The organism is Rhizobacter sp. P2_G4, assembly GCF_056403575.1.
In genome coordinates this window covers 569,762-586,457 of the sequence record NZ_JBFUFG010000004.1, presented here as the reverse complement: position 1 = coordinate 586,457, position 16,696 = coordinate 569,762, and the positions used below count along the sequence as shown (strand labels likewise).

The 16,696-nt window shown below is 66.4% G+C and carries 19 protein-coding genes; 2 read left to right on the top strand and 17 right to left on the bottom strand.

Translation table 11 applies throughout. The features are described 5' to 3' along the window. Nucleotides 1-23: 23 nt before the first annotated feature. The 14 genes from sctN to AC1DYS_RS18610 form a co-directional block, all read right to left on the bottom strand. Nucleotides 24-1,346, bottom strand: coding sequence for a type III secretion system ATPase SctN (gene sctN / locus AC1DYS_RS18675; RefSeq protein ID WP_477901818.1), 1,323 nt, complete (start codon nt 1,344-1,346; stop codon nt 24-26). Further along, nucleotides 1,339-2,208 carry a type III secretion system stator protein SctL gene (gene sctL / locus AC1DYS_RS18670; RefSeq protein ID WP_477901816.1) on the bottom strand — a complete coding sequence of 290 codons (870 nt, stop codon included), beginning with the start codon at nt 2,206-2,208 and terminating at the stop codon, nt 1,339-1,341. The genes sctN and sctL overlap by 8 nt, the downstream gene beginning before the upstream one ends. After that, nucleotides 2,202-2,834 carry a type III secretion protein HrpB4 gene (locus AC1DYS_RS18665; protein ID WP_477901814.1) on the bottom strand — a complete coding sequence of 211 codons (633 nt, stop codon included), beginning with the start codon at nt 2,832-2,834 and terminating at the stop codon, nt 2,202-2,204. The genes sctL and AC1DYS_RS18665 overlap by 7 nt, the downstream gene beginning before the upstream one ends. Continuing rightward, on the bottom strand, nt 2,831-3,610 hold the full coding sequence (gene sctJ, locus AC1DYS_RS18660) for a type III secretion system inner membrane ring lipoprotein SctJ (protein ID WP_477901812.1): 780 nt from the start codon (nt 3,608-3,610) through the stop codon (nt 2,831-2,833). The genes AC1DYS_RS18665 and sctJ overlap by 4 nt, the downstream gene beginning before the upstream one ends. Before the next feature lie 28 nt (nt 3,611-3,638). Continuing rightward, nucleotides 3,639-4,028 (bottom strand): hypothetical protein, encoded by a 390-nt coding sequence (locus tag AC1DYS_RS18655; RefSeq protein ID WP_477901810.1) that lies wholly within the window; start codon nt 4,026-4,028, stop codon nt 3,639-3,641. A 31-nt stretch (nt 4,029-4,059) separates the two neighbouring features. Then, nucleotides 4,060-4,524 (bottom strand): HrpB1 family type III secretion system apparatus protein, encoded by a 465-nt coding sequence (locus AC1DYS_RS18650; protein ID WP_477901808.1) that lies wholly within the window; start codon nt 4,522-4,524, stop codon nt 4,060-4,062. Nucleotides 4,525-4,620: 96 nt separating this feature from the next. Next, complete coding sequence (locus tag AC1DYS_RS18645; RefSeq protein ID WP_477901806.1) at nt 4,621-5,283, bottom strand: hypothetical protein; 663 nt, start codon at nt 5,281-5,283, stop codon at nt 4,621-4,623. 41 nt (nt 5,284-5,324) lie between these two features. After that, nucleotides 5,325-6,704 (bottom strand): HrpF/NolX family T3SS translocon protein, encoded by a 1,380-nt coding sequence (locus AC1DYS_RS18640; protein WP_477901804.1) that lies wholly within the window; start codon nt 6,702-6,704, stop codon nt 5,325-5,327. Between the two features lie 71 nt (nt 6,705-6,775). Further along, the gene (locus AC1DYS_RS18635; RefSeq protein ID WP_156154459.1) at nt 6,776-7,054 is read right to left on the bottom strand and encodes a hypothetical protein; all 279 of its coding nucleotides are present in this window, start codon (nt 7,052-7,054) and stop codon (nt 6,776-6,778) included. Between the two features lie 97 nt (nt 7,055-7,151). Continuing rightward, a complete protein-coding gene (locus tag AC1DYS_RS18630; RefSeq protein ID WP_477901801.1) occupies nt 7,152-7,568 on the bottom strand; it encodes a hypothetical protein in 417 nt (138 codons plus the stop codon). Between the two features lie 22 nt (nt 7,569-7,590). Then, nucleotides 7,591-7,851 carry a hypothetical protein gene (locus AC1DYS_RS18625; protein WP_047494566.1) on the bottom strand — a complete coding sequence of 87 codons (261 nt, stop codon included), beginning with the start codon at nt 7,849-7,851 and terminating at the stop codon, nt 7,591-7,593. A gap of 29 nt (nt 7,852-7,880) precedes the next feature. Further along, the gene (gene hrpD5 / locus AC1DYS_RS18620) at nt 7,881-8,894 is read right to left on the bottom strand and encodes an HrpD5 family protein (protein WP_477901799.1); all 1,014 of its coding nucleotides are present in this window, start codon (nt 8,892-8,894) and stop codon (nt 7,881-7,883) included. Nucleotides 8,895-8,908: 14 nt separating this feature from the next. Then, on the bottom strand, nt 8,909-10,762 hold the full coding sequence (gene sctC / locus AC1DYS_RS18615) for a type III secretion system outer membrane ring subunit SctC (protein ID WP_477901797.1): 1,854 nt from the start codon (nt 10,760-10,762) through the stop codon (nt 8,909-8,911). Then, a complete protein-coding gene (locus AC1DYS_RS18610; RefSeq protein WP_477901795.1) occupies nt 10,762-10,995 on the bottom strand; it encodes a hypothetical protein in 234 nt (77 codons plus the stop codon). The genes sctC and AC1DYS_RS18610 overlap by 1 nt, the downstream gene beginning before the upstream one ends. 294 nt (nt 10,996-11,289) lie before the next feature. On the opposite strand from AC1DYS_RS18610, the gene AC1DYS_RS18605 reads away from it, so the two are divergent. Further along, complete coding sequence (locus AC1DYS_RS18605) at nt 11,290-11,688, top strand: hypothetical protein (RefSeq protein WP_477901793.1); 399 nt, start codon at nt 11,290-11,292, stop codon at nt 11,686-11,688. A 13-nt stretch (nt 11,689-11,701) separates the two neighbouring features. Beyond that, nucleotides 11,702-12,406, top strand: coding sequence for a lytic transglycosylase domain-containing protein (locus tag AC1DYS_RS18600; protein ID WP_477901791.1), 705 nt, complete (start codon nt 11,702-11,704; stop codon nt 12,404-12,406). 45 nt (nt 12,407-12,451) lie between these two features. On the opposite strand, the gene mmuM is transcribed toward AC1DYS_RS18600, so the two are convergent. The 3 genes from mmuM to AC1DYS_RS18585 all read right to left on the bottom strand — a co-directional run bounded on the left by mmuM (nt 12,452) and on the right by AC1DYS_RS18585 (nt 16,555). Continuing rightward, complete coding sequence (mmuM, locus tag AC1DYS_RS18595) at nt 12,452-13,414, bottom strand: homocysteine S-methyltransferase (RefSeq protein WP_477901789.1); 963 nt, start codon at nt 13,412-13,414, stop codon at nt 12,452-12,454. Nucleotides 13,415-13,491: 77 nt separating this feature from the next. Beyond that, the gene (locus AC1DYS_RS18590; protein WP_477901787.1) at nt 13,492-14,547 is read right to left on the bottom strand and encodes an expansin EXLX1 family cellulose-binding protein; all 1,056 of its coding nucleotides are present in this window, start codon (nt 14,545-14,547) and stop codon (nt 13,492-13,494) included. 64 nt (nt 14,548-14,611) lie between these two features. Next, complete coding sequence (locus tag AC1DYS_RS18585) at nt 14,612-16,555, bottom strand: glycoside hydrolase family 5 protein (RefSeq protein WP_477901785.1); 1,944 nt, start codon at nt 16,553-16,555, stop codon at nt 14,612-14,614. Nucleotides 16,556-16,696 lie beyond the last annotated feature (141 nt).

Below are 16,696 nucleotides of genomic sequence, written 5' to 3'. Positions count from 1 at the left end.
TGCTCACGCAGCGGCCGACGGCTTCACGCGCCCGCCACCTGCACCAGCGTGTTCAGCGAGCGATTGAAGTCCCACAGGTCATCGGTTTCCTGGCACAGAAAGGCGCGAATGGCGTCTTGCTTCTGCACCGCTTCGTCGGCCACCGGGTCGTTGCCGGGCTTGTACTCGCCCATCTGGATGAGCGGTTCGATCTCGTCGTACTTGGCCATCAGCTTGCGCAGCTTGCCGGCGGCGGTCTGGTGCTGCTTGGGCACGATCTGCGACATCACGCGGCTCAGGCTGCCCAGCACGTCGATGGCGGGGTACTGGTTGCGTGCGGCGATCTTGCGCGACAGGATCATGTGGCCGTCGAGAATGCCTCGCACTTCTTCGGAGATGGGGTCGTTGCCGCTCTCGTCTTCGTAGAGCACGGTGTAGAGCGCGGTGATCGACCCCTTGGCGCCCATGCCGGCACGCTCGAGCAGGCGCGGGATCTCGGCGAACACTGAAGGCGGAAAACCTCGCCGCGCCGGCGGCTCGCCGGCCGCGAGGCCGATCTCGCGCTGGGCGCGCGCAAAGCGCGTCAGCGAATCCATCATCAGCAGCACCTTGAGGCCCTGGTCGCGGTAGTACTCGGCCACGGCGGTGGCGACGTGCGCGGCCTTGGCGCGTTCGCTCGACGAGCGGTCGGAAGTGGCGCACACGACCACCGAGCGCGCCATGCCCTCTTCGCCCATGATGATCTCGATGAACTCGCGCACCTCGCGGCCGCGTTCGCCGATCAGCGCGATGACGCTGATGTCGCACTGGGTGCCTCGCGCCAGCATGCCCATCAACGTGCTCTTGCCGACGCCGGCCGGCGCAAAGATGCCCATGCGCTGGCCTTCGCCCAAGGTGATGAGTCCATCGATGATCTTCACGCCGGTGGGCAGCGGGCGCTCGATCATCTCGCGCTCCATCGGTGTGGGCGGCAGCGCAAAGACCGGACGGAACTCGGTGGCATGCACCGGCCCCTTGCCGTCGATCGGCCGGCCCAGGCTGTCGATCACGCGGCCGAGCAAGGCATCACCCACCGGCACCGAGAGCACCTTGCCCATGCCGACCACGCGCGTGCCACCTCTGACACCGAGGATGGAGCCGAAGGGCGAAAGAATCGAGCGCCCACCCGCGAAGCCCACCACCTCGGCCATCTGCAGCACGCTGCCGTCGTCGTCGAGCACTTCGCACAGCTCGCCGAGCCGGGCATCGAGCCCGCTCACGCGCATTAGCGTGCCGACCACCTCGGTGACCTTGCCGGTGCGGGTGAGCATCGCGGCCGAGGCCAGCTCGCTCTCCATCAATCGCGTCAGGTCGTGCAGGTCACTCATGGGCAGCCTCCGTGTATCGGGTGTCGTTCAGCTCGTCATGCTCGCCATCGTCGAACCCTTGTTCGCCGGATGCGGTCGTGCCGGGTTCGCGATCGGCGATGTCGATGGCCGACGCGGCGAGCGCGTGGTACGTGTCGGAGGGGCTTGCCTCGTAGCCGTCTGCGGGCGTGTCGCTGTCGGTCACGGCCTTGCGCACGGCGCGGTCCATCGCGGCACGCAAGCCATCGAGCTGGGTCTGCAGGCTCGCGTCGAGGATGCCGACCTCGGACTCGAAGATGCAGCTGCCCGGCTTGAGTGCAGGGTCGACGCTCACGTCCACGCTGAGCCCGTTCGAGCCGAGCGATTGCAGCGAGCCGAGCGCGGCGCGCGCGTATTCGAAGTCGGCCGCGTTGACGCGCAAGGCCAGCGTGCTGGCACCGCGCGTCAAGCCCTGCACGCTGCGCAGCGCGCGCTGGTACAAGGCGCCGCGCTCCTCGGTGTGCACGATGCGCTCGACGGCAGAGGTCACGATCGCCGCGAGCTTTTCGTGCATGCGGCGCAGGGCTTCCGCCATGTCGATGGATTTGCCGGCCTGCTGCTCATGCCACTCGAGCACCGCTTTGCGGAGCCCGTCTTCATAGCCTTGCCGCTTTGAGCGCTGCGCCTCGACACGCGCGCTCTCCAGCAGCTGCTCGGCCTGCTGTCTCGCCTCGGTGAGCAGCGCCTGCGCCTCGTCGTGCGCGGTTTGAACGATCGCCTCGCGCTGCTCGATCATGGAGCGGCGCAGCGCGTCGACATCACCCAGGCTCGCCACCTGGCCGGCAGGCAGGATGCCATCTTCCACGCCCGCGTTTCCGACGGCTCCGTTGAACCAGATCACCATGGCGCTTCACCCGCCAAAAGTGCTTCGACGCGTGTGAGCGCCTTGCGGGTCGGCACGTAGGCGGCTGGCGTGGCCAAGCTCGAGGTCGGAATGGGCCAGGCAGCTGGCAGTGCCAGCCGGGCCAGCCGGCGCAAGCTGCGGTGCGGCCACGCACGTGCGCGCAGCAGGTCGGCATAGCCGGTGCAGGCCCACTGCAACGGCGTCCAGGCAGCCGCGTAGGCCGGCACGGGCGGGCCGCCGTGCGCATGCTCGCGCAGCAGGCCGAAGCTTGCGCCCAGCGCCTGCTCCAAAGCTTGCCGCGCCGTGCGCTCGACACAGCAGCGGATCACGCCCGGCCGGCTCAGCAGCGCCAGCGCACACAGCCGGCCCAGCAGCGGCTCGCGCTCGTGCAGCGTGAGCTGACCGGCCGGCCCGGCCAGGTCGGTGAGCGCCGGCAGCGGGCCGCACCAGCGGCGAAAGAGGCGCAGCGTCACACGGCGGCGCGCCGGCCCTTCGGGCAGCCCCGTGGCCATCGAACGCAGCTCGGCGATCGCCTGCCAACTGGGGTCGATGGCGGTGGGCAAGCCCTCGAGTCGCCGCTCGAATGCCAGCGCGAGCCCGGCCAGTGACGCAGCGTCATGGGTCATGCTGCCCCTGCGGCTGCGCCACCGAACTTTGGCAGGCGCTGCGCCACCGCTGCAGGCAGCCAGGCGGGCCGGCGCACCACCACCCAACCGATGCCGGCCAGCAGCAACACGACAGCGACGGCGATCAAGCCGCCGATCACGCGGCCGGCCGATGAAGGCGGCGGTGGCGGCGCGATCATGGCGCCGGGCACCAGCGTGATCGAGACGTTGTCGTAGGCCAGGCCTTCCACGCTGCGCGCGACCATGTTCTTGATCGCCGGCGTGAGCGCTGTGAGGTTGGCCTGCGGCCGGTACTTCACGAACACCGAGGCGCTCGACGGCTTGACCGCCGCCGCCATCGGGTCGTTGTTGGGCAGCACGATGTGCACCCGCGCGGCAATCACGCCGTCGATCTGCGACAAGGTGGCCGACAACTCCTGCGACACGCCGTGGATGAAGCGCACGCGCTCCTCGGTCGGCGTGGAGATCAGGCCTTCTTTCTTGAACATGTCGCCGAGGTTGACGAACTTCTCCTGCGGCAAGCCCTGGGCACGCAGCACGGCGAGCGAACGCACGACGTCGTCCTGGTCGACGGCGATGCTCCAGGTCTTGCCGCCGTCGGGCGTCTGCTTCTGTGCGTCGATGCCGTTCTCGAGCAGCGCCGACACCATGCTGTTGGCGTCGGACTCGGTCTGCTTGGTGAACAGGTCGTTCTTGCAGGCCGCGAGGCACAGGGCCACGACGACCACGGTCAGCGCATTGCGCAGCGTGCGCTGCAGAGCGCGTTCGTTCAGCATGTGGGGCTCCGTTGCGTGGCGCGAGCCACTACTGGTTCTTCATCAGTGTCTGCAAGCCGCTCTTGCTGCTTTGCGAGATGTAGACGCCGGCGTTGAACTGCACCTGCACCATCGAGAGCTGGTAGCTCAGTTCGATGTGCTTGGCGGCCAGCTCGGTGGGATTCATCGAAGGTGCCTGCACGGAGAACGCGCGCACGTCGTCGAAGGTCTGGCGCATCAGCGCTTCCTGCGAACCGATGAAATGCGAGATCGGCGAACTGGCGCCGACCGCCGCCCCGTGGGGCGCCGCCGCGGGCGGCTGGATCTCCATCAGGCGATTGAATTTGTCGGCCAGACCGCCGAGTGCATCTGGCCTGGTGCCCGCCTGGTCCATCACCTGGTTGACGGAGACCGAGCCGATCGAAGAAACGTCCATCATGAACTCCCCATTGTGAGAAAGACAGCAAGCCTCAGGCGCGCAGAAAGCTGGCGCTGCTCGCCGAGCGCGGGTCGTAGTCGGCGAAGGTGATCTCCATGGCCGGCTCCTGGTCGGCCGGGGCGTCGTCCTTGCCCATCAGCAGACGCACGAGACCTGCGGCCTCGCGGCTGGCGTTGCCTTCCAGGACATCATTGGCGCTGATGCTCCAGGCTGGGTCGCCGATGGCGAACTGGCAGAAGGCCATCAGTGCCTTGCCCAGGCTCCAGTTGCTGGTGTTCGCATCCAGCTTGTGCAGGATGCGGATGGCGTCTTGCCAGTGCCCGCGCTTGATGGCGATCCAGGCCTCGAAGGTGTCCAGCTCGCCCAAGCCCGGGCGCAGCACCCGCACACCGGCCAGCACGGTCTCTGCATCCTCGAGCCGGTTGTGTGAAATCGCCGTGCTGATCACCTCGATCAGTGCGGAGATGAACTGCTTGCGGTTGAAAAGCGGATTCATCGCGTGTTGCTCCAAGTTGGATGTGCCTGTCCCCAGCAGAACCCGTTCCGCTGGGGACAGGCATGCCGCGCAGCGGCATGCCCATCGACTACCGGGTTAGAACATCCGGCTGCCGCTGTTGAAGATGCTGTACAGGTTCATGCCCTGCTGGATATCGTTTTGCTGCATGTTCGGGCCACCGTAGGCCTGCGCCCAACCCAATGCAGCCTGCGGCGTCATGTTGCCGAACTGCGCCGGCGAGTTGACGCTGAAGGACGTTAGGTTGCTGTACGGCTGAGCGCCGTACGCCGGAGTCCCGAGCACCGGGTTGCCGAATTGCGGGTTACCGAACTGCGGCGTGCCGAACTGGGGGGCGCCGAATTGCGGAGCACCGAATTGCGGATTCCCGAACTGCTGGGCGCCGAATTGGTTGCCGAGCATTGGGTTGTTGAAACCACCCAGTTGGTTGGAAAACTGCATCGCAGTCTGGTTGGGTTGCATGCGGTTGCCCAGCGCCTGCAGAAGCGGCGTGACGGCTTGCAGCAGCTGCACCACGCTCTGCAGCAGCCCGGCGATGGGGCTGTTGCCGAAGCCATTGGGCTGGCCCAGCATCGAAGTTTGCGGGTTGGTCACCGAGGCACCGGACTGCAGGCTTTGCATCAGCATGTTGCCGAGCGATGCCATGCCGGAGGTGAGGGCCAGTCCAGACTGGATGGCCTGCCCCAGCGCTGGGGTGCCATAGGACGAGGGATACCCCACGCTGTTGACGGTCAAGCTCATGATGTGATTCCTTTTGAATGTGTTGATCCGGGTTGCACGACTCAGAAGACCGAGGTCGGAACGCTCTGGAACGCCAGGCTGACGTTGTCCTTGGTGTTCTGTGAGGGCTGCAGCGAGTTGCCCAGCTCGTTGAAAGGCGTCAACACCTTGCCGAGCAGCGAGTTCTGGTTGACGCCAGAGAAGATGCCACCGCCGTCCGGTCCGGGCTTGGTGTTGGCGCCCTTCAGCGTTTCGCGCAAGTCGTTGAGGCTGAACTTGCCGTCGCCGTGCTGGTCGCCGTGATGGCCCTTGCGGATCCTCATGGCGTTGTCGAGCTTGGTGAACGTCTCGGGTTGGCTCAACAGCAGTTGGGCTGCTTCCTTCAGGTCTGCGGGGGCCGCCTTGCCGTTGGGCATCTTGCCTTCCTTGACGATCTTCTGCAGGTCCTCTTTGCTCACCAGGTGGTGCTTGTGGAACAGCTCGTCGCCGTACTTGGCCACGGTCTGCAGCGCGTCCTTCTCGCCCACGCTGAAGCTGGTCTTCTGCATGGCGGCGGTGGTGTCACCCTTGCCGATCTTGCCGTCAGCCTTGCCCTTGAAGCCTTGTGCCTTCGAGTCGGAGGTCTCGAGTTCCTTGAACGCTTCGGGGTTGTCGAGCATGTACTTGGCAGCGGCGCGCAACTCCGGCGTGTAGTTCGCCGACATCTGGTGGTTCTGCAGCCGGCCGTCTGCGATGGCGCGCAGATCGTCCTTGGTGATGTAGTTGTCCTTGCCTTGGGTGAGCTGGTCGAAGTTGCGCGAGATCTCGCGAACGGCGCGGTCCTTGTCCATCTTCACGTTGCCGGCAGCGTCGTACTTCACTTCGCCGGTATTCGGCACCACCGTCGGCGCGTTGGGTGCCGAAGGCACACCGCCCGGCGTGCCAGGGAAGCCCGGCTGCGAGAACTGGGGCGGCACGCCCTGCGGCATCCCGAAGTTCGTCGGAGCACCCATGAACGGACTCGTCATCGGGTTCATCAACGGGTTCATCATGGGATTCATCTGGGGACCCACACCCATGGGGTTCATCATGGGATTCATCAGCGGGTTCATCTGCGGACCCACGCCCATCGGATTCATCATGGGGTTCATCTGCGGATTCATCATCGGAGAGCCGCCCATGCCGAACTGCGAAAGCAGGCCGAGCAACTGCGGCAGCTGCTGCATCAGCGCACCACCCAGCGGGCTGGCCATGGGGGTGGCGGCCATCGGGGCGCGCTGTGCGAACTGCATCAGCAAGGGAGTCAGTGACTCCAGCAGATTGCCCGCCGCCAGCATGATGTTGCCAACGTGGAAGTTGGGAGATTGGGCTCCGAGTGCCGACGATTGCGTGCTGCCCAGGCCCATGGCCATGTTCTGCATGCGCACTTGGGATTCACTGATACCGGTCGAATTGATGCTCATGATGTGTTCCTTGTTTGTTCAGTGCGCCGAAGGCGACTACTGATTGAAAGTAGAGAGCGTGAGCCGCAGGCTTACGCGAGACCCTTGATTGCTTCGCCGATCGCCTTGAACATCTTGGCCAGGGCCTCGTTCATCTTGACGATCATCTGGATCAGACCCATCTCGGTCTGAAACTTCATCTGCATGGCAGCCGTCTGCTGGATCTGCGCCATCATGGCGTTGCCATCGCTGGAGGCAGCCTGGGTGCCGGCTGCGCTCAACTGAGCGCCACCAGCCTGCAGCTGCTGCGTGCCCGCGCTCATGCCAACCTGACCGCCTGAGCCGGATGAACCGACAGAATTCATTGACATCTTGCTTCTCCTGAGTGTTGCGGTTTCCCGCGGTTGTTGTGGACCGCATGCGGCCCGGTTCTGAGCGTGGGGCGGCGCAGCGCCAGCCCCCGTTCATTCAATGCGCTTGAGCGACGCCGGCGAGGTACGACAGCACCCCGTTGGCCGCGGTGCGCGCGTTCTGGTCGGTACTGGAAGCCAGCACGTTGTCGATCCACTGCTTCCAGTTCGGGTCGCCCGACAGCATCATTGACACCGCCATGACGACTTTTGCACCGTCGTCGTCGGAGTGGCGATCGATGTGCGCACCGATGCTCTTCTTCGCGAAGTCGGAATTGCCGCCCATGCCCATCGCGATGGCGTGGTACATCGTGTAGACAGTGGGGTCGTCGAGCGTGGCCTCCACGGCCGTGTTGACGATCTGCACGTCGTCGCCGGCGCGATAGATGCCACCGAGCAGCCCGATCAGCATCAGGCTTCGGTAGACGGCCGGGTAGTCGCCAGAGGCGCCGGCAAGTGTGTTGGTCTCGAACATGTTGGCTCCTGGGGCTCTTGGGTTAGGCGACGAGTGACGCGTTGTGCAGCGTCTCCCACACGTGGCGCACGATGCGCTGCGACGCGTGGAAACCTTCGATCAGCTGCGAGACCAGCTGGCGCTCGGTGGCGGCGGCCGTCTGCAGCATCGACTCGCTGGCGCGGGCCACATCGCCGAAGTAGGTCAGCAGCGCACGGGCACGCTCGCCCGATGCGTCTTCTGCGAGCGACTTCTCCAGATTGGTCAGGTCGCCAAATACCGTTTGCTCAAGTTGTTCGTTCATGATCAGTGGTGCTCCATGGGGTGGGGTTGTCAACGGGATGGGCTGGCCGGCGTGTCGATCAACTCGACGACGGCCTGAGGTGAATCGGGAAGAAGGGACAGGTGCTTCACACCGTCGCGCGTCTGCACGTACTGCAGGCCGTCGCTGGTCAACATGGCGCCCACTGGCACGCGGTCGGGCGCGGGCGCCTCGACGGCGTCCACGTCGATGCCGTGCACCAGGGGCGCCAGGTCGGCTGCGATGCGGGCTGCGGCTTCACGCACCTTGTCGAGGTGCATGGCACGGCCGGTGACGGCGAAGTTGCCTTGCCCGCGGTAGCCCACCGACACACCGGGCAAGGCCAATGCGTCCGAGATGCCTTGGGCGACGTCGGGTGCTGCGGCGTACTGGTGTTCGATGCGCTCGGCCGGGAAGCGCGACAGCACCTGGCGCAAGGCGACCGCCTCCGCACTGCTGGCGAGCAAGCCTTCGACGATGACGCGATCGCCAAGCGGCCGCACACTGAGGTTCGCAAGCGAGGTGGCCGCCACCGCGCGATAGACCTGCCCCACCAGCGCTTCGGGCACCACGCGGGCCTTGGCCGCTTCGGCGTTGCGCCACACCACGGCGGCAAACGCACCCGCCATCGCGAGCGACGCTGTCACGCACATGGCCACCGCACGGCCGGAACGGCGTGCCACGGGCGAAGCCTTCACGGCCTCCACGGCCTTCACCACCGGGCGCATCAACAGTTCGAGCAGCTCCACATCGGAGGGCCACTGCGCGTGCATCGGGCCGATGCACAGCACGACGTCACCGAAGCGCTTCGGCACGAAGTCGGCCAGGAGCTCACGAGCTGCCGGTTGCGACTCGTCTGCAGCTTGCGACGTGAAGGTGACGGTGACCACGCTGTCTGTTTCCCGTAGTTCCAGAACCAGGGGTTCTGACTGCCAATCGGTGAGCTGGATATCTGCCTGCTCGCTTGAATCGATGCGATACATCGATGCGCTCAACATTAATTGCGTGCCTGCATGGCGACCGGTGAGAACACGAAGCTGCTTCATGATTTGCGAACCGTTCAAGGCTGATTCGAACCAGGGGCGCGACGGGGGCTGCGAGCCGTGCCTTGCGTGGTGTCGACGGGTGCTTCTGCGGCATCCGCAGGCGCTGCGTCCGAGCCGCTGACCGCGCGCAAGGTCGAGGGCTGGCCCACCAGCTTCGGCGTGATGAGGAACAGCCGTTCGGTGCGTGTGGAGCGCGAGCCTTTCCAGCGGAACAGACCGCCCAGCAAGGGAATGCTGCGCAGGCCCGGCACACCGGCTTCCTGGTCCACGTTGGCCTCGACGATCAAGCCGCCGATCAACAGGCTCTCGCCTTCCTTGACGTAGGCCTCGGTGCGGATCTCGGTCTTCTTGACCACCGGCACCTGGTCGACCGAGGTCGACTCGAAGCTGCCGTCTTCGATGTAGAGCGAGAGCTTGATCTGGTTCGCACCATCGACGGTCGCGACCTGCGGTGTGACCTGCAGCAAGGTGCCGGCCTCGATCTGGAACAGGTTGGCCTCGAGGTTGCCGGCGACACGCACGGTGGCGACGCGCTTTTCCTTCATCACCGCGGGCCGGTTCACGACGCCCAGCACCGACGGCTTGGCAACGATGCGCGCCTTGCCCTCGCCTTGCAGCGCGTTGACACGCATCATCAGCTGGCGCCCGGCATCGGAGACCAGCGTGCCGATGGTGTAGGTGCCTGCGCCGATCAAGCCCTGCGCACTGCCGACCTGCGGCACGCCGTTGCCCGGCGAGGTCACCGACACCGAGGCGCGAGCTCCTTGCACCGACCAATCGACGCCGAGTGACTTCGCGTTGTCGGCGCTGACGTCGATGATCATGGCCTCGAGCTCCACCAGCACCGGCTTCTGGTCGAGTCGGCGCACCAAGGCCTCGTACTCGCGCATGCGGTACGCGCGGCCCTGCACGATCACGGCATTGATGCCGTCGTCCGGCTCGAAGCTGGGCTGGTCTTCGTCGAAGTTCACCGGGCTGCGCATGCCGCGCTGGCTGGTTTTGTCGTCAGCTGCCGCATTGGTGCCGTGCGACGCGGCGGGCAGGTCGGGCATCAGCTTGTTGCCACCGGCCAGCGACTGCATCGCTTTCATCTTCTGCGCCATCGTGCGCGAGGCTTGCGACGATTCGCCGGTGCCCGCGCCGTCGGTGCTGGTCTTCGAATACAAGCTGCGCAGCGTGGTGGCGATGCCAGGCACCGTCACCTCGCCCAGCACGCGGTCGCCCGCGGCGGCGAAGCGCAACGGGAACACGCGCACCACGCGCTCGTTGCCTTCGGAGGCGCCCATGTCCAGCGAATCCAGCGCCGATGCGACCAACTCCACCTGGCGCGGCGGCCCGTAGACCAGCAGCGTGCGCTGCGCGTCGTTGAACTTCAACGGGTAGCGTTCGCTCGCAAGGCCGAGCGAGTCCAGCAGTTCGACGACCTCTTTGCGGCTGTAGCCCTTGAGCCGGAACAGGCGGCTCTGGATCGCCTTGGCTGGATAGAAATAGAGGGCCGTGCCGTCGTGGTACCAGAGGATGCCGTAGGCCTTGGAGATGGCCTTGAGGAAGTTCTCCGGCGGGGTGTCGAAGTTGGCGTTGACCACGCCTTCGACCCCATCGGCCACGATGACCGGCAGCGATTGGCTCGCTGCGAAGTCCTGCAGCACTTCCGACAAGCGCTTGCCTTCTGCGCGATAGACGAAATGCGGTTCAGCGCCGCGCTTGCCCGCCTTGTCGCGGATCGCAAGCGTAGCGTGGCGTGGCTGCGATGCCCGTGCCGACGCACCGCCCGTGCTCTGCGCATACGCAAACGGCATGTCGGCCCACACGATGGCGGCAGCACAGGCGGCGGCAATGGCGCTCCGAACGAGCACACGACGACTCATCACAGCGACTCCGCATCAGGATCGTCTTCGTCGGGCTCTTCGTCGTCTTCGAAGAACTTCTGCATGGCTTCGCGCAACATGCCGTCGCCGCCTTGAAGAACGTTCATCGCGACCTTGTTGAACACCTTGTCGAACTCGGGGTTGCCCGGACCCATCGGGCCGCCGGCCGGCTTGGTCTCCGGCACGTCGTCGACCGGTGCCACGGGTGGCGTACCTCCGACCTTCATGGACATGGCCGTCTCCTCGAAATGTTGATGACCCATTGAGCCTAGGGACACACAAGTCGCCGGAGCACGGCAGAAGCGAAGCGGAGACCGTCACCGCGAAGTGGGGCCTGTACACACCGAATGAGCGCCCGCCGCAACGGCAGCGCGCGCGCCGCTTCGCACCGCTCCACACCGCTTCGCACGGGACCTGGCCTGCCGATGCTCAACACGCAGACTGCCCGCAAGCGCTGCATTGCGGCGTGGACAAGCGTCATCACGACACCCGCCCTTAACAGCCACCCTTCAGCCAGGAGTTCCTTGATGCAAACCCAACCCTCCCCGTTCGGTGATCACACCGACCTGCTCGCCTCACTGCAAACCGTTCAAGCGACGGTGCAGGCACAGACCGCGCGGTTTCATCAACAACTCGGACTCGTCAAGAGCCTGGCCGCACGGACGCAGGACGGTGCCCGCATCGAGGTGCTCGGCAACGTGTCCCTGCGCCTGCATCGCGTCCACACGCTGTTGTTCGGCGGTGCCATCCCGACACCGGCAGAAGCAAGCGCGGGCGCTTCCGCCGGTGCAGACGAAAGCGTGCAGGCAGCGTTTGCCGAGTTCTCGTCACTGCTCAGCGCCACCCAGGGCGCGGCCGAAGAAGTCGACGCTTTGCTGGCGCAGACCGAAGGACAGCTGGCACAGCTGCAGGCCGTCGAAGCCTGAGCCGGGCCGCACGATGACGCGACGCTATCGACACGCCCCAGCGCTGGCCACCTGCATCGCCGCGATGCTGGGCGGCGGCGCCGAGGCCGCCACGCGCTACCAGTGCCTGATGCTGGACGGCAGCACGCGCATGTCGGTGCAGGACTTGTCGGCGCGCTTCAACGCGGCCGTGCAGAGCTGCCGCATCGTCGACACGCCGGAGGCCGCACGTGCCGAGCCTGCGTTGCTCGACGACGGCGGCCGCCTGCCCGGCCTGAGCGACTCGATCGCACGCTTCGGCACGCCGATGCTGCTCGCGCCACGCGTGGGGCCGGTGGCGCCAATGCCGGCAGAGCTGCAACGACTGGTCAACGCCGCGAGCCAGCGCCGCGGGCTGGACCCGAGGCTCGTGAGCGCGCTGGTGCATGTGGAGTCGCGCTACCAGGTGCAGGCGCGCTCGCCCAAGGGGGCGTTGGGCCTGATGCAGATCATGCCGGCCACCGGCGCCCGCTACGGTGTCGATTCAGGCCGCGACCTGCTCGACCCCGCGGTCAACATCGACATCGGCACACGCTACCTGCGCGACCTGCACGAGATGTTCGACGGCCGCATCGACCTCATGCTGGCCGCGTACAACGCCGGCGAAGGCGCCGTGCGACGCTACGGCAACCGCATTCCGCCGTACCCCGAAACGCAGGACTACGTGCAGAAGATCATGGGGCTGTACCGCGAACGTTGAATAGCGCGATGATGTCGCGATTCACAGAGGCTTCAGCCGCCTTTGTCAGCCGGCTGCCAGCCCTTCCCGCGCCCAGGCCTTCACGGCCCGTATGTCGTCGGGCCCGGTGCGGCAGCAGCCGCCGATCAGGCGAGCGCCTTGTCTGTACCAGTCACTGGCCTGCTCGGCGAAATGCTCCGACTGCGCGCAGCCGTGCCACTGCTTGTCCGTCGCGTCGTAGTGCTCGCCGGAGTTCGGGTACACGAGGAGGGGCTTGCGGGTGTGCGCGCGTGCCGCAGCCACGAGCGATGAGATGTGCTTGGGTGCCGTGCAGTTGATGCCGACAGCAGCCACCTGCTCGAAGCCGTCGAGCGCCGCCACGCAATCGGCGAGGCGCTCGCCCTCGCTGTTGAACTCGCCATCGCGGCACGAAAAGCTGATCCACGCGGTGATGCCGGGGAACTCGGGCAGCAGGCTGGCAAGTGCCATCGCTTCGACGAGGCACGGGATGGTTTCGCAGGCCAACAGGTCGGCGCCTGCATCGACCAGCACCTTCATGCGCGGCCGATGGAAGTCCATCAACTCAAGCAGCGACAAGCCGTAGTGGCCGCGGTACTCGGAGCCGTCGGCCAGCATCGCGCCATAGGGCCCGACCGAGGCCGCGACGAGTGGCCGCATGCGGCCAGCTCGGTTCTCGGGTTGCGACCAGAAGGCCTCTCGCGCGTCAGCAGCCAGCGCGACGGAGCGGCGCATCAGATCGGCAGCGGCCTGCGCATCGAGGCCGCGCCGCGCAAAGGCCTCGAAGGTGGCCTGGTAGCTGGCGGTGGTGGCGACATCGGCACCGGCCTCGAAGTAGTCGAGGTGAACCTGGCGGATCAGCTCCGGCTGCTCGATCAGCAGCTTGGCGGACCAGAGCGCGTCATTCAGGTCGGCGCCGCGGCGCTCCAGTTCGGTGGCGAGAGCGCCGTCGAGGATGACGAGCGACCGCTGCGCGAGCAGCGCGGCAAGGGGGTTGGCAAGATCGGACATGCTGCGTTCCGTGAGGCAAGACGCCCGATGATGCCTGCTTCGAGGCCGCTGCCGTTGCGGGCGCGGCCTCGAAGGCTTCAGGGGAACTGGCCTGAGCCTTGCACAACCAGTTCACCCACGGGCTCGGGCAAGGTCTGCAGCAACGTCGCACCACCCAGTGCCGTCACACGCACCGTCAGCGGCCCGGCCGCGATGGCGCTGGGGTAGACAAAGTAGTTGTAGTCGGTGCGGTCGACATTGATCCACGCCGTCGCGCCGTTAGGCCGGATCTCCAGCTTAGTGATCGGCAGGCGATGGTTGCGCACCTGGATCGCCGTCCACCAGCGTGAGCTGCCTTCCTTGTAGCGATACGAAACCGACCCGGTCACGTCGCCGGCGACCACGTACCAGCTGATGGGCACGCGCCCGGCCGACATGTCGGCGACCTTGGCGAAGGCCTGCTCGCTCAGGTCGATGTCGCCCGGCTTGCACTCCGGGCACTTGTCGGTGATGCGGACGGTGACACTGCCCTTGGGGCCGGTCACTGCGACGAACTCGCCGCACGCCGCGCTGCCGGCGTAGTCGGCCAGGTTCATCGCGGCAATCATCAGGTTGCTCGGACTCGCGTCGTAGCTGCAGTTGCCCTGCCCTGTGGCGCCGTAGAAAGTGCCCTCACCGGTGGAGATGGGCGACAGCGCCCCGGCCGGTGCCGGTGCCGGTGCCGGTGCCGGTGCCGGTGCCGGTGCCGGTGCCGGTGCCGGTGCCGGTGCTGGTGCTGGTGCTGGTGCTGGTGCTGGTGCTGGTGCGGGGGCAGGAGCCGGAGCCGGCGCCGCCACCAGCGGGCCGACGGCACAGAACTTCCTGGTGCCGGGGATCGGGTCACCGAATGTCGTGTTGTTGCACGCCACGTTGCCCGAGAGGTTCTTGACGACCCACTTGTCACGAGCGCCATACGACACCTGGCGCAGGCTGGAGCCTGCAGCGCAAGTGGCCCGCTCGTTGGCGCACTTCGTGAAGCCGCTCGGCCAATCGGCGGCGAGCGTCGGGGTCGCAACCGCGCCCAGCAGACTGGCAGCCGCGCCGGCGAGAAGGGTCTTGCGGCGCGAGCTTGCCCGCTTCGCCTGCGGCATGTGTGATTTCGTCTTGTTGTTCATGTTGTCTCCCGTTCGTTGTCTCGGATCTCTTTTTGACCGATGTGTCGCCGTCGATTTGTCGTCGTTACTTGAGGAGGTAAGGCGCCAGCACCGACATCTGCGGCTTGTCGGTCGTGCCCGAGGGTTCGATCGAGTACATGTAGTCCTGCCACAGCGGGCCGGCGGCCCACCACGTCCAGCCGGCCCACACATCGGTGTTGGCCTGCAGGTAGTCGAGCATGTTGGCGATGGCACGGTTGCAGGTGTCGTTGGCACCGCCGCCCAGTTCGCCAAGCAGCGCGCGGTAGCCGTTGCTGCGCGCCCAGGCCGTGAAGTCCTTCAGCCTTTCGGAGCCGATGGTGGTGCTGGCGCAGGCGGCGTTGGTACCCGACGAGTCGCCATCGAGGTACTGGTGAACCTCGAACACCATGTTCTTGCCCGGGTCGACGATGCCCTTCATCACGGTGCCGTTGGCCGTGCCGTACCAGCTCTGCAGCCAGCTGTGCGCGCCGGTCCATGCGTTGCCGGGCACGGTGACGATGTTGGTGGCGCCTGTGGTGCGGATGGCCGCGAGCGCCGCGTTGGCGCCGGCCAGCCACTGCTCCGTCGGCATCTCACGCGGTTCGTTCATGAGGCCGAACACCACCTTGGCGTTGCCCTTGAACTGCGTGGCCAGCCGCGACCAGAAGTCGGCGAACGCACTGTTCGGCACGGCGCTCGAACCGATCAGGTTGCCGCGGTAGCGCGCGTAGTTGTGCGGGTCGATGATCACGGTGACGCCCGTGGCGGTGACCTGCTGCACGAAGCTCGTCAGCCGCGACAGCTCGGTCGCATCGAAGCCCTGGTTCAGCGCAGGCTGCAGGCGCTCCCACAGGAACGGCAGGCGAACCGTGTCCATGCCCTTGCCCTTGAAGTACGCAACGCTCCCGGCGGTGGGGTAGGCGAAGTCGCTGTTGTAGTTGCCCGGCAACTGGTTCGGCGCGAACTCTGCACCGGCAAGGCTGACGCCGCGCCATTGCAGGCCGGTGGTGGGTGTCGTGCCCGAGCCGCAGCCTGCGCGGCTGGTGGTCAGCGCGATGTCGTCGAGCCACACGTCGAAGTGGCCTGGCGTGGCGCCGCCCTGGTAGAGCTGCCAGCCGAGCTTGATCTTGTTGAAGGTGGGGAAGACGAAGTCGACGTTGTTGCCGCCGTGGCTCTTGGTCGAGACACTCAACTCGGGCTTGGCGACGCCGTCGATCCAGACGCTCACGCTGTTGTCGGCCGACTTCATCTGCCACTCGACGCAGCTCCATTGCCCGCCGGCGGTCGGCGTGGTCTCTTGCCAGTTGGTCCAGTCACCGGTGGGGCCACCGTCGCTGCCCACGCCCCACAGCGGAACACCGTTCGCCTTGCCGGGGATGTACTGGCCGCCGACCGGGCGCACCGCCGTGCCGTCGCCCGTGCCGGTGGCCTCGACCATCGTGAAGTGCGCGTAGTCGGGCTTGGTCGGGAAGGCATCGACCCACATCCACATGCGGCCGTAGAAGCTGTTGCCGGTCGGCGCGAAGCTGGTCGGCACCAGGAAGGCCATGCCGTTGTCGACGGTGTTCAGGTGCAGTGCCTTGCTGCCGCGTGCATGCGTCGCATCGATCGTCGCCGTGGCCGCGCGGCTCTCGATGCTCCACTTCGAACTCGATGCCGTGCCGGACGCTGAAGATTCGAAGTCTTCACAGAACAGGTACGACCCCGTCGAGCATGTTGCTGCCGTGGGTGCCGGTGCCGGTGCCGGTGCCGGTGCCGGTGCCGGAGCAGGAGCAGGAGCAGGAGCAGGAGCAGGAGCAGGCGCTGGTGCTGGTGCTGGTGCTGGTGCTGGTGCTGGTGCGGGAGCCGGTGCTGGTGCGGGAGCCGGTGCAGGGCCAGGCGCGGGAGCCGGTGCAGGCGCGGGTGCTGGGGCCGGGACACCACTCACCGGCGAGGTGCCGGAATCACCACCACCGCCGCCGCCGCATGCGCTCAACACCAGGGAGAAGAGCATGGCGGTCGCCGTCATGGCACGAGCCCTGTCTTGCCGGCGCTTGCCAAGGGTCCCGGGTGTGCGGATCGCTGTCGATGAATTCGTGTTGTTGTTCATGGGGCTGCAGTTGTTGTCATGGCATCTGGAGGTTCGTCGCGTCAGTCACTGCAGCTCGTA

What these genes read in the sequence shown, in the direction of transcription:
- AC1DYS_RS18665 (WP_477901814.1), bottom strand. Translation starts at nt 2,834, where the DNA reads ATGACCCATGACGCTGCGTCACTGGCCGGGCTCGCGCTGGCATTCGAG.
- AC1DYS_RS18600 (WP_477901791.1), top strand. Translation starts at nt 11,702, where the DNA reads ATGACGCGACGCTATCGACACGCCCCAGCGCTGGCCACCTGCATCGCC.
- sctJ (WP_477901812.1), bottom strand. Translation starts at nt 3,610, where the DNA reads ATGCTGAACGAACGCGCTCTGCAGCGCACGCTGCGCAATGCGCTGACC.
- sctC (WP_477901797.1), bottom strand. Translation starts at nt 10,762, where the DNA reads ATGAGTCGTCGTGTGCTCGTTCGGAGCGCCATTGCCGCCGCCTGTGCT.
- AC1DYS_RS18585 (WP_477901785.1), bottom strand. Translation starts at nt 16,555, where the DNA reads ATGACGGCGACCGCCATGCTCTTCTCCCTGGTGTTGAGCGCATGCGGC.
- AC1DYS_RS18610 (WP_477901795.1), bottom strand. Translation starts at nt 10,995, where the DNA reads ATGTCCATGAAGGTCGGAGGTACGCCACCCGTGGCACCGGTCGACGAC.
- AC1DYS_RS18630 (WP_477901801.1), bottom strand. Translation starts at nt 7,568, where the DNA reads ATGTTCGAGACCAACACACTTGCCGGCGCCTCTGGCGACTACCCGGCC.
- AC1DYS_RS18605 (WP_477901793.1), top strand. Translation starts at nt 11,290, where the DNA reads ATGCAAACCCAACCCTCCCCGTTCGGTGATCACACCGACCTGCTCGCC.
- AC1DYS_RS18625 (WP_047494566.1), bottom strand. Translation starts at nt 7,851, where the DNA reads ATGAACGAACAACTTGAGCAAACGGTATTTGGCGACCTGACCAATCTG.
- AC1DYS_RS18635 (WP_156154459.1), bottom strand. Translation starts at nt 7,054, where the DNA reads ATGTCAATGAATTCTGTCGGTTCATCCGGCTCAGGCGGTCAGGTTGGC.
- sctL (WP_477901816.1), bottom strand. Translation starts at nt 2,208, where the DNA reads ATGGTGATCTGGTTCAACGGAGCCGTCGGAAACGCGGGCGTGGAAGAT.
- sctN (WP_477901818.1), bottom strand. Translation starts at nt 1,346, where the DNA reads ATGAGTGACCTGCACGACCTGACGCGATTGATGGAGAGCGAGCTGGCC.
- AC1DYS_RS18645 (WP_477901806.1), bottom strand. Translation starts at nt 5,283, where the DNA reads ATGAGCTTGACCGTCAACAGCGTGGGGTATCCCTCGTCCTATGGCACC.
- AC1DYS_RS18655 (WP_477901810.1), bottom strand. Translation starts at nt 4,028, where the DNA reads ATGATGGACGTTTCTTCGATCGGCTCGGTCTCCGTCAACCAGGTGATG.
- AC1DYS_RS18650 (WP_477901808.1), bottom strand. Translation starts at nt 4,524, where the DNA reads ATGAATCCGCTTTTCAACCGCAAGCAGTTCATCTCCGCACTGATCGAG.
- AC1DYS_RS18590 (WP_477901787.1), bottom strand. Translation starts at nt 14,547, where the DNA reads ATGAACAACAAGACGAAATCACACATGCCGCAGGCGAAGCGGGCAAGC.
- hrpD5 (WP_477901799.1), bottom strand. Translation starts at nt 8,894, where the DNA reads ATGAAGCAGCTTCGTGTTCTCACCGGTCGCCATGCAGGCACGCAATTA.
- mmuM (WP_477901789.1), bottom strand. Translation starts at nt 13,414, where the DNA reads ATGTCCGATCTTGCCAACCCCCTTGCCGCGCTGCTCGCGCAGCGGTCG.
- AC1DYS_RS18640 (WP_477901804.1), bottom strand. Translation starts at nt 6,704, where the DNA reads ATGAGCATCAATTCGACCGGTATCAGTGAATCCCAAGTGCGCATGCAG.